The organism is Streptomyces sp. MNU76 (assembly GCF_020982545.1).
Lineage (GTDB): Bacteria > Actinomycetota > Actinomycetes > Streptomycetales > Streptomycetaceae > Streptomyces.
On the sequence record NZ_JAJKLK010000017.1, the window covers coordinates 1 to 10,714 of the forward strand.

The following is a 10,714-nucleotide window of genomic DNA, read 5'->3' on the forward strand; positions in this document are numbered from 1 at the left end:
TCGACAATGCCTGGCGGCTGGGGCCGACAGCGCTCTGGTTGCCGGATGCGCCAACCTCGCGGGCATGCGGCAGGCACGCCCGCGCCCGGGTGGACGGGCCCCGCTTTGTACACACCCACCCGTACGGATCACCCCTAAATAGCCTTCCGTCCGGTCGGCTTAGCGTGAGCGCATGACCGCACCGATACCCAGGGACATCCCCGATCTGCCCGCGATCTCGGGGCATCCCCGCCCGGTGACATCCGTCGTGCCCGCGACGGCGGTGGTGGCACCGGCACGACGCCACTGGCGGGGTACTGCCACCTGGTCGCACTGGCGGCGGCAGCGGCCGTGGTGACCGAGATGGTGCTGGGCGCGCCTGCGCTGCGCGTTCAGCCATTTCGCGGTCCAGAGCGCGGTCCTGGTGGCGCTGGTCTTCGCCGTCTCGGCCCGCCGCGCGTGGTCGGCCCGCCGCCCCCTGCCGTCCGCGGTGACGGGCGGCACGGTTCTCTACGCCGTGATCACGGCGTCGGTGTATCACCTGCTGCCACGAACGGCCACGCGGTCACGCCCAGGCTGGCTCGCCGGACCCTTCCACACGGTGATCCCCTCGCGGTGGTGGCGGACTGGCTGTTGCTGCTGACGCCCTTCCCCCCCCCGGCTGATCAACGCGGCGGCCTGGCTGCACCGCTGGCCTATCTGGCGTCCACGCGCTCGGCCGTGCGGCCTGGTGACCACCGACTGGCCGGCCCATTGCCTCTACCCGTTCCTGGACGTCGACCGCCACGGCTACAAGGGGCGTCCTCGGCAACGCCCTCCTCCTGGGTCTCGCCTTCTGCGCCGCCGCCCTCCTGATCGTCGTGGTCGACCACCTCCGCCCCGACCCGGTGCACCCCGCCGAGGGCGCCCCGACCGCCCTGACCGGCACCCCGAAAACCGGATTTCGTCTCCGGCCACCGGTGGGCTAAAGTAAACGACGTCGCCGCGACAAGCAGCGACAATCGGGGTGTAGCGCAGCTTGGCAGCGCGCTTCGTTCGGGACGAAGAGGTCGTGGGTTCAAATCCCGCCACCCCGACAGTGAAGTACCAGGTCAGGGGCCTGATCCGCTTAGCGGGTCGGGCCCCTGAGTGGTTAAGGGGGCCATTCTGGGAGCCATTTGGGAGCCGACTTCGAGATGCGGCTCCCAGGCGGCCCAGGGGGAGTGATCACGAGCCGCTGGTGCGTGCGTCCTCCTGGGCTCCGCGGATGGCCTGCTCGACGAGTCGTGTTCCCTCTGCTGCCGGGACGGAGGAGAAGTCCACCACCGTCGGCCCGGTGCGTACGACCTTCCAGATGAGGCACGCGTCATCGTGCGGTTCCAGTGGGAAACCATCTCGGCGCCGAAGACGATCACAACGGGGCGGCCCGGTCTCCCGACGGTGAAACCCGCGTCCTCGTAATAGGCACGCAGGTGGGGACGGCGCGCGACGAACTCGCCTGAGAGGAGCTGATAGCCGGCGTCCTCATAGCGGCGCTCGGCCTCGACCATGAGCCGGCGTCCCAGGCGTTGCCCACGAGCCTCTGGGTGAACTACAAGGTTGATGATCTCGGCGTGGCGACCGATCATCGCTGCCGCAGCGGGCTGCTGCCGAATGCGCGGCTTGCCGAAGATGTCACCGACCGTCAGCGCGCCCACGATCATGCCGTCCCGCTCTGCGACGAGTTGGGTCCACAGCCCGTCGTTGCGGTTGTAGGGACGGTCGATTCTTCCGGCCGCCTCGTCGGAATCCTCGCCGCCGACGTAGCGGTCGAGCAGGTGCCGCACCCGCTGGCCCTCGCCCGGGGCCGCGTCCCTGATGCTGATCTCACCCGTGGATCGGCTGCGTGCAGCCGCCGCCCTTCGCCGTGCTGCTTCTCCCATGACGCCAGTATCCGCGGTCACCACTGCGGCGCATGGGCGTGACGGGAAGGGAGCGCATCGTGCACAGCGGCTCCGTTCATGTGCGCCTATGTACGACCAGCCACGCACTGCTCCGCGGTTGGCCGACATGGGAACTCCTTCGTCATGTGCTCAGCAGCCGCGCGGTTCACCGCCCGGTTCTTGTTGTGGCGACGTCTCTTGTTGTGGCGACGTCGATTCCTGCGGTGACGCGGCGGTAGGCGGCGCGGGCGTAGAGGAGGCGGGCCAGCGTCGTACCCAGGAGGACGGCGGTGAACAGGCAGGTGAGCCAGAACGCGTCACGGTGGCCAGCCCAGGTGAGGGTGCCGGCGGGTGGGATGGCGAAGCCGTTGAGGAAGAGCCAGCACAGGACGGCCGTGCCCGGGGCTGCGGTGAAGCGGGCACGCAGTCCCAGCAATGCCGCGAGCAGGGACAGAACGGCCAGGGCGACCGATGGCTGGTTCTGGCCCACGAGTGCGTTGAGGAGTGCCACCAGCAGCAGCGCACCGCCGGACGCCGCAGCCCACACCAGCGGCGTGGCCACGGGCTTGGGGACGGGCCGGGCGCCGGTGCTGAAGGACACCCACTCGATCATGCTTGCGTTTCCTTCCGTCTTCCCCGTCCGGCAGAGGCACCCGCCAGCCGCTGCGCTACCGGCGCCCGGACAATGCTCCTCCCCTCAGCGGGCTCGGGACGGAGCTGGCGAAGGCCGGGTTCGGGGCGCTCGTTAGGGTGTCATTAAAGATTGGCCAAAGAAACATCCGAATCAGACAGGGGGCAGCCGTGGGCGCTGCGCGTATGAGTAGTACGCCGTTGCCGGGGATCGGGGTGCGCTACGACCTCACCACAAGGGAGCAGCGTCCCCTGTCCGTGGTCGCGCACCGGGATGGGTCGCGGACCCTGAGCGCGTACCGCAAGGACGATCCGGATGCCTGCGCGCTGTCGGTGCGGCTGACGTCGGGGGAGGTGGAGGCGCTCATCGACGCGCTGATGCCGCAGCACCACAGCCCGAGTCTGCTGTCGACGACCGAGCTGGGGCTGGTGGCCGAGCGGACCGAGCTGGCGGCGGCCTCGCACTGGAACGGGCGGCTGCTGGGCGACACCCGGATGCGTACGGAGACCGGTGTGTCGATCGTGGCGGTGCTGCGCCGGGCGGAGGCGATCCCGTCGCCGGGCCCGGAGTTCCGGCTGGCCGGCGGGGACACCCTGATCGTGATCGGCACCCGTGAGGGCGTGGAGGCTGCCGCCGTGATACTCGGGCGGGAGTGATCCGTGCACTCCTCCGCCATCTTCTTGATCGAATTCGGTGCGATCATCCTTGGTCTTGGGCTGCTTGGCCGGTTCGCCGGTCGTTTTCAGTTCTCGCCGATCCCCTTGTATCTGCTGGCCGGGCTGGCTTTCGGCGAGGGCGGGCTGCTGCCGCTGGGCGCCAGCGAGGAGTTCGTGGCGATCGGCGCCGAGATCGGCGTGATCCTGCTGCTGCTCATGCTGGGCCTGGAGTACACGGCCAGCGACCTGGTCTCGAACCTCAAGACGCAGTACCCGGCGGGCCTGGTCGACGCCGCGCTCAATGCGCTGCCGGGCGCCGCGATGGCGCTGCTGCTGGGCTGGGGCCCGGTGGCCGCCGTTGTACTGGCGGGCGTCACCTGGATCTCGTCCTCCGGCGTCATCGCCAAGGTGCTCGGTGATCTGGGGCGGCTGGGCAACCGGGAAACGCCTGTGATCCTGAGCATCCTGGTGCTGGAAGACCTGTCCATGGCGGTCTATCTGCCGATCATCACCGCTCTGCTGGCCGGGACGAGTCTGGCGGCGGGCAGCGTCACGCTCGCGATCGCGCTCGGTGCGGCCGGGATCGTGTTGGTGCTCGCGGTGCGCTATGGGCGGCACATCTCCCGGTTCGTCTCCAGCGACGATCCGGAGAAGCTGCTCCTGGTGGTGCTGGGCCTGACTCTGCTGGTGGCCGGCATCGCGCAGGAGCTGCAGGTCTCGGCTGCGGTGGGCGCCTTCCTGGTGGGCATCGCCCTCTCCGGAGAGGTGGCCGAGGGCGCGCACAACCTTCTCGCGCCGCTGCGGGACCTGTTCGCCGCCGTGTTCTTCGTCTTCTTCGGACTGCACACCGATCCGTCCAGCATTCCGCCGGTGCTGGTGCCCGCGCTCGCGCTGGCTGTCATCACCGCGCTGACGAAGATCGCTACCGGGTACTGGGCGGCGAAGCGGGCCGGTGTCTCGGCCAAGGGCCGGTGGCGGGCGGGTGGCACGCTGGTCGCCCGCGGGGAGTTCTCCATCGTCATCGCCGGGCTCGCGGTCACCGCCGGGATCGAGCCCTCGCTGGGCCCGCTGGCCACGGCGTACGTGCTCATCCTGGTGATCCTCGGTCCGCTCACCGCTCGTTTCACCGAGCCCGTGGCCCTGCGTCTGACCGCTCGGTGGGGCAAACCCGCGCCGACGGCCCAAGCGCCGCTCGCCGAGGCGCAGGAAGCGGTGGACGAACAGGACACGGTCGGCCGGTCATGAGCGAGGACGGCTGGGCGGCGCTGACAGAGCAGGACACGGTCCTCCTGCTCGCCGCCCTGGCCGTCTACCTGGGCGGTGTCGGCGGCCTCGCCCGGAACCTGCCCCGGCTGCTACGGCGCAGCGCGGCATGGCTCCGGGACACGGAACTGCACCCCGTCTCCAGTGCCCTCACCCTCACCGGGCTGATCGTTCTGTGGCCGGTGAGCATGCCGTACCTGGCCTGGCGCACAGCCGTCAGGCGACGGGGCCACTCGGACTGAGACGCGTATGGCACCGCCCGGCCCTGGTTCAGGAATGGCCCATGCGCGCGGGGCGGTGACGGGTGAGGCGGAGGGCGAGGGGCTCGGTCAACCGAATGCCTCAGGGCCGCCTCACTCCTGCGTGAGGAAGTGCTCCATCAGCCGGGCTGCCGTGATCGCTCCCACCGTCCGCGTTGCCTGGCCGTCGCTCTCGACCACCGCCACCAGCGGCGTGTGGGTGCGGATCATCAGGGCGGCCACCTGCGCGATGCCCGTATCGGGCCCCACTACGGTTGGCAGTGTGCGGTGGGGGAGCCACTGTGCGACGGTGAGTCCCTCCAGCTTCTCCGCAAGCCGCTCCAACTCGGTGTCGTGCAGCATGTGGGCCTGCGCGGAAGCCTCCAGCGCGTAGTCGGGGAGCACGACGCGCAGCAACTGCGATCCCGGCACGATCGCGTAGGGCCGTTGATCGGCGTCGAGGACCAGCAGGGCCGGGAGTCGCCGTTCCACGAACAAGCGGGCCGCCATCATTGCGTCGTCGTCAGCCGAGACCGCCGGAAATGGCTCAGCCAGGTCACGTGCTCGCATGCACGGTCTCCTCTCCTCGGCCGACACGAAGGGAGCAGAGCCGCGAACACGGCGGTACGGACAACCACTGCCGCATCACCGGGAGCTCACCCGGTCGGCGCCAACGCAGAGATCTTGTGAATGGCCGACCAGACTTCCCGGCACACCACTGCCGACTGTACTGGCGTCGCCTCCGCCGGGTCATCGGATGCGTTCCCGGTGAGGGGACTCCCCCAGCGGGCATGCTTGATCACAGGGTCTGGTCGGCCAGTCGAGCAACCGGGCGCCGGTGACCGTGGTCCGCAGGGTGTAGCGGTGGCTCGGTCGGGTCGATGGGGTCGGTGTCGGTCAGGGCGTCGCCGCCGCTCAGTGGCGTCACCACGGTCCCTGGCGAGAGCCCGAGAGTGAGCTCACTCGCCGGACGTCTGCCCCCGGCGCGGCACTTGGGGCGACATCGCGGCTGCGGCCTCCGCCTTGGCGTCGCTCACCGCGGCGGCGGCCTGCTTCTCGGCCTCGTCGGCAGCCGCCGCGGCGCCGAGCGAAACCGCCGAGCCTGCGCCGAGTTCCGGCACCCGGCTCTCGTGCGACGTGTCATCGGCATCGACGGTGGCCGCTTCCGCAGGCTGCACGGGTGTGGGCGGACCCGCCGTCGACTGGTCACCGAACGCACTGGTGACGGTCCGAACTGCCTCGGTCAGTTCCCCCGGGATCACCCAGAACGTGTTGCTGTCGCTGCTCGCCAGGTGCGGGAGCGTCTCCAAGTACTTGTAGGCCAGGATCTTCGGGTCGGCGTTGTTGTGATGGACGGCCTGGAAGACGAGCTCCACCGCCTTTGCCTCGCCGTCCGCCCGCAGGATCATGGCTTGCTGCGTGCCTTGCGCCTCCAGGATGTCCTTCTGCTTCGTGCCTTCCGCGGTAAGAATCTTGGCTTGCCGATCCCCTTCGGCGTGCAGGATGGCCGCACGCTTGTCACGCTCAGCCCGCATCTGCTTCTCCATCGCCTCCTTGATGGTGTGCGGTGGATCGATGGCCTTGATCTCGACGCGGTTGACGCGGATGCCCCACTTGCCGGTGGCATCGTCGAGAACGGCGCGGAGCCGGGAGTTGATCTCCTCGCGCGAGGTAAGCGTCTCCTCCAGGTCCATGCTGCCGATGACGTTGCGCAGCGTGGTCACGGTGAGCTGATCGATGGCCTGCAGGTAGTCGGCGACCTCGTAGGCCGCCGCCCGCGGGTCGGTGATCTGGTAATAGAGGACGGTGTCGATGTTCACCACGAGGTTGTCCTCGGTGATCACCGGCCTGGGGTCGGACGAATAGACCTGCTCGCGCACGTCGAGCTTGGTGTTGACGCGGTCCGCCACCGGCACCACGAAGTTCAGGCCGGGTTGCAGCGTCCGGCGATACCGGCCGAACCGCTCGATGTTGTAGCGGCGCGCCTGCGGGACGATCCGCACCGTGGAGGCCACGAGGAAGACGACGATGATGGCCGCCACAAGAATGGGGATGACGACGGGATCCACAGTGCCTCCCTTGCTGTGTGTTCAGCCGTTCACGGAAGGAGTTCGCGGGGGTAGACGATGGCCGTGGCGCCTTCGATCTCCATGACATCCACCAACGCTCCCACCGGTATCACCAAACTCTCGTCGAGGGCGCGGGCGGACCACTCCTCGCCGGAGAGTTTGATCAGGCCGTGGGTCGCGGTGACCTCCTGCATGACCTCGGCCCGCTTGCCGATCAGCGCATCACTGCCCTCGCGGGTGAGGGGCCGCTGTGCCATGTGCCGCAGCGCGACAGGACGGACGAGGACGAGACCCGCTGCCGCTGCTACCCCGAAGGCAACGAGCTGGCCGACAACGCCGATGCCCACACCAGCGACCACGGCGGCCACCAACGCAGCGCCCGCCAGCAACCCGAAGACCAGTGTCAGGGTGAAGAACTCCGCGGCACCCAGCACCCCGGCGGCGAGCAGCCATACGAACCACGGCATCAGATCGCCCTCCTTACAGAGGTCTCCCACGAGCCACCTTCGGCTCATCCTCCCGCGCGACCGACGGATAGGGTCCATGTCACCCTCACACGCGGCCTTGCGGCATCGCCATCGGGGCCAGCACCCATTTCCGCCGGTAGCCGACACCCACTTCCAGCCGGCGCCTGGGCGCCGACGACGAGTCCCTCCAGCTTCTGCGCGCGCCATCCGCCGCGTTCGCCGACCAAACCCTCACCGGGCCTGGTAGTCGTGGAACCGTGCCGTACGGGTGGGGCAGCGTGCCCCGAAGCGCCGCTGCCCGCCGGCCCGTTCTCCGACTCAGACGTGGGCGTGTGCGGACTCGGCCCGCTCGGCGTCAGCAGGTGCCTCGTCCGGTGCCGCCGCGGTGGGCCGACGGGTGAGGCGTCGGGCCAGCGGCTCGGTGTAGCGGGCGGTGAGCGGGCCGACGATGACGAGGATCAGGACGTAGGCGGTGGCCAGGGGGCCGATGCGGGGCTCGACGCCGACGGCGAGTCCGGCGATGACGATGGAGAACTCGCCGCGAGCGACCAGGGTGCCGCCGGCTCGCCAGCGGCCCGCGCCCTGGATTCCGGCGCGGCGTGCGGCGTACCAGCCGGTGGCGATCTTCGTGAGGGCGGTGACCATGGCGAGGAGGAGGGCGGGTACGAGGACGGGCGGGATGTCGGCGGGGTCGGTGGACAAACCGAAGAAGACGAAGAAGACGGCGGCGAACAGGTCCCGCAGCGGTGTGAGGAGGTTGCTGGCGCCTTCGGCGACCTCGCCGGACAGGGCGATGCCGACGAGGAAGGCGCCGACGGCCGCGGAGACCTGGAGTTCCTGCGCGATGCCGGCGACGAGGAGGGTCAGGCCGAGCACGACCAGCAGGAGCATTTCCGCGCTGTCGGAGGAGACCGCGCGGCTGATCAGCCGTCCGTGGCGCAGTGCGACGTAGAGGACGGCGCCCACGGTGCCCAGGGAGATCAGCAGGGTGACGGTGCCGCCGGCCAGGCTGACGCCTGCGAGCAGGGCGGTGAGGATCGGCAGGTAGAGGGCCATGGCGAGGTCCTCGATGACGAGGACGCCGAGCACGACGGGGGTTTCGCGGTTGCCGAGTCGGCGCAGGTCACCGAGAACCTTGGCGATGACGCCGGAGGAGGAGATCCAGGTGACGCCGGCCAGCGCCACGGCGGCCACCGGCCCCCAGCCCAGGATCAGTGCCGCGACGGCGCCGGGGATGGCGTTGAGGACGAAGTCGACTACGCCGGAGGGGTATTGGGTCTTGAGGTTGGTGACGAGTTCGGAAGCGCTGTATTCAAGGCCGAGCAGGAGCAGCAGGAGGATGACGCCGATCTCGGCGCCCGTGGCGGTGAACTCCTCGCTGGCCTGCAGCGGAAGGATGCCGCCGTGTCCGAAGGCGAGCCCGGCCAGGAGATAGAGGGGTATGGGTGAGAAGCCCACGCGTCCGGCGAGGCGTCCCAGCAGGCCCAGGGCGAGGATGATGGCCCCGAGTTCGATGAGCATGGCGGTGGTGTTGTGCACGGGCGTCTGTCCTCCGGTTCGGTTCGGCGACGGCGTCTGTGCCTTCGTGGCGACGAGCAGCGAGCGGCGCTGCCTGTGAGGTGGGCGATGCGGCCGGGCGTACGGGGGCAGGCGTCAGTCAGCGTCTGGCCAAGCCTTGCCGGGCGTCGGTGCCGCCGCTGGTCTTGGACCGCCTACCCGTAGGACCGACTGGCATCTGTCCGTCAGTGGGGATGTGGATTCGGGCAGAGGAAGCCTGATGGTGCGTCGGACCAAGAGGTCAGACGCTTGCGCGGCCCGGTTCTGGCACGTTGTCACGGGCGGTGTTGTCGATGCGCGTGGCCCTGACGGCAGGGACGGGCCAGCGCCAGGAGGGCCCGGTAGTGGGCAGATCAATGGCGTGGACAACACGACACATGGCACGTCCCCCCATCGCAGCGATCCAGCTCCGCCGGAAAAGCAATCCCCCAAAAAATGAGCAACCACGCGCTCAATAGAGCACCATGACTCGGTAAAGAAGTTTAGCGTACGACTAATTGCGCATAAGCGATATCCCATTACATATCGCCAGTAAACGGGAGTACGAGTCGCGGCAATTGACCGAACGGACGTCCGTTCAGTGCTGCGCGCCCCAAGGCGTTACTCGGCGCCGGCCGGTGTGGCGGTCTCCGGCTCGGGGGCGCCGTGTTCGCCGAGCCAGCGGGCGAGTTTGCCGCGTCGGCCGATGGCCCGCAGCCGGCGCTCCGTGGCCTCCCTGGTGCCGGGGGTGGTGATGAGGAGGAGCTCGTCGCCGGCACGCAGCACGGTGTCACGGTCGGGGACGAGGGTGGTGCCGTCGCGGATGATCAGCGTGACGACGGTTGGGTGCGGCAGCCGCAGTTCGAATACGGCGACGCCGTGCAGCCGGGAGCCCGGCGGGATGGTGACGGTGAGCAGGTCGGCGTCCAGGACGTCTAGGGGGGCGGTCTCGACCTGGACATCGCGCAGCGCTCCAGCGCGGGTCAGACCCAGGCGCCGGGCGACGGCGGGCAAGGTGGGGCCCTGGACGAGGGTGAACAGGACCACGAGGACGAACACGATGTTGAGTACGTCGCGGGCTCCGGTCACCCCGGCGACGATGGGGAAGGTGGCGAGCACGATGGGGACCGCGCCGCGCAGGCCGGCCCAGGAGATGAACGCCTGCTCACGCCAGGGGATGCGAAACGGCAGCAGGCAGGCCAGAACGGAGACAGGGCGGGCGGCCAGCAGCAGGACCAGGCCGACGACGAGGGCCGGGAGGATCGCGGAGGGCAGTTCGCTGGGGTCGACGAGCAGGCCGAGCATGACGAACAGGCCGATCTGCGCCAGCCAGCCGGCACCCTCGGCGAATGAACGGGTGGCGGCGCGGTGGGGCAGCTTGGCGTTGCCCAGCACCAGGCCGGACAGATAGGCGGCGATGATGCCGCTGGCGTTCACCGCTCCCGCGGCGGCGAAGGCGACAATGCCGAAACCGACCGTGGCCAGCGGGTACAGGCCGGTGGCGGGCAGCGCGATGTGCCGCAGCGCCGCGGCGCCCAGGCGGCCGATCAGCACACCGAGCATGCCGCCGACCGCGAGCTGATAGAGCAGGTTGCCCAGGAGGGGAGCGGGGTCGGGCAGGTCGGTGGTGGCGGTGGAGAAGACCAGGACCAGGATGATGGTCGGGGCGTCGTTGAAGCCGGACTCGGCCTCCAGCAGCCCGGTCACCTTCTGCGGCAGCGGCAGCGCGCGCAGGACGGCGAAGACGGCGGCGGCGTCGGTGGAGGAGACGATCGCCCCCAGCAGCAGCGCCAGGTGCCAGTCCATGTCCAGCAGCCAGTGCGCGCCGGTGGCGGTCACCACGACGGAGACGGCCACGCCTGCCGTGGCGAGCACCCCGGCCGGGGCCAGGAGACGCCGGACGTCGCTCCACTGGGTGGTCAGGCCGCCTTCGACGAGGATGACGGCCAGGGCTGCGGTGCCCATGGCCTGGC

General features: G+C 69.6%; 11 protein-coding genes and 1 tRNA gene. 4 read left to right on the forward strand and 8 right to left on the reverse strand.

Annotation, left to right across the window (positions count from 1 at the left end):
- Positions 1–159: 159 nt before the first annotated feature.
- Positions 160–483, reverse strand: coding sequence for a hypothetical protein (locus tag E4N62_RS26415; RefSeq protein ID WP_230218734.1), 324 nt, complete (start codon positions 481–483; stop codon positions 160–162).
- Positions 484–981: 498 nt separating this feature from the next.
- Between E4N62_RS26415 and E4N62_RS26420 the strand changes: the two genes are divergently transcribed.
- A tRNA-Pro gene (locus E4N62_RS26420) sits at positions 982–1,055 on the forward strand.
- Positions 1,056–1,070: 15 nt separating this feature from the next.
- On the opposite strand, the gene E4N62_RS49680 is transcribed toward E4N62_RS26420, so the two are convergent.
- Together E4N62_RS49680 and E4N62_RS26430 are read right to left on the reverse strand one after the other, a co-directional pair.
- On the reverse strand, positions 1,071–2,009 hold the full coding sequence (locus tag E4N62_RS49680) for a GNAT family N-acetyltransferase (RefSeq protein ID WP_374117067.1): 939 nt from the start codon (positions 2,007–2,009) through the stop codon (positions 1,071–1,073).
- A 37-nt stretch (positions 2,010–2,046) separates the two neighbouring features.
- Positions 2,047–2,493 carry a hypothetical protein gene (locus E4N62_RS26430; RefSeq protein WP_230218736.1) on the reverse strand — a complete coding sequence of 149 codons (447 nt, stop codon included), beginning with the start codon at positions 2,491–2,493 and terminating at the stop codon, positions 2,047–2,049.
- Between the two features lie 203 nt (positions 2,494–2,696).
- Between E4N62_RS26430 and E4N62_RS26435 the strand changes: the two genes are divergently transcribed.
- The 3 genes from E4N62_RS26435 to E4N62_RS26445 are packed head-to-tail and all read left to right on the forward strand — an operon-like array spanning position 2,697 to position 4,672.
- Positions 2,697–3,167, forward strand: coding sequence for a cation:proton antiporter regulatory subunit (locus E4N62_RS26435; protein WP_230218737.1), 471 nt, complete (start codon positions 2,697–2,699; stop codon positions 3,165–3,167).
- Between the two features lie 3 nt (positions 3,168–3,170).
- Complete coding sequence (locus E4N62_RS26440; protein WP_230218738.1) at positions 3,171–4,412, forward strand: cation:proton antiporter; 1,242 nt, start codon at positions 3,171–3,173, stop codon at positions 4,410–4,412.
- The gene (locus E4N62_RS26445) at positions 4,409–4,672 is read left to right on the forward strand and encodes a hypothetical protein (RefSeq protein WP_230218740.1); all 264 of its coding nucleotides are present in this window, start codon (positions 4,409–4,411) and stop codon (positions 4,670–4,672) included. The genes E4N62_RS26440 and E4N62_RS26445 overlap by 4 nt, the downstream gene beginning before the upstream one ends.
- 111 nt (positions 4,673–4,783) lie before the next feature.
- Here the strand turns inward: E4N62_RS26445 and E4N62_RS26450 are convergent, their stop codons facing one another.
- The 5 genes from E4N62_RS26450 to E4N62_RS26470 form a co-directional block, all read right to left on the reverse strand.
- Positions 4,784–5,239 carry a CBS domain-containing protein gene (locus E4N62_RS26450; protein ID WP_230218742.1) on the reverse strand — a complete coding sequence of 152 codons (456 nt, stop codon included), beginning with the start codon at positions 5,237–5,239 and terminating at the stop codon, positions 4,784–4,786.
- 389 nt (positions 5,240–5,628) lie between these two features.
- Positions 5,629–6,738, reverse strand: a complete 1,110-nt coding sequence (locus E4N62_RS26455; protein WP_230218744.1) for an SPFH domain-containing protein — start codon at positions 6,736–6,738, stop codon at positions 5,629–5,631.
- A gap of 29 nt (positions 6,739–6,767) precedes the next feature.
- A complete protein-coding gene (locus E4N62_RS26460; protein WP_230218746.1) occupies positions 6,768–7,205 on the reverse strand; it encodes an NfeD family protein in 438 nt (145 codons plus the stop codon).
- 318 nt (positions 7,206–7,523) lie between these two features.
- A complete protein-coding gene (locus tag E4N62_RS26465; protein WP_230218748.1) occupies positions 7,524–8,744 on the reverse strand; it encodes a cation:proton antiporter in 1,221 nt (406 codons plus the stop codon).
- Positions 8,745–9,362: 618 nt separating this feature from the next.
- Positions 9,363–10,714: potassium/proton antiporter (locus tag E4N62_RS26470; protein WP_230218749.1), on the reverse strand; the 1,352-nt coding region annotated here is incomplete at its 5' end.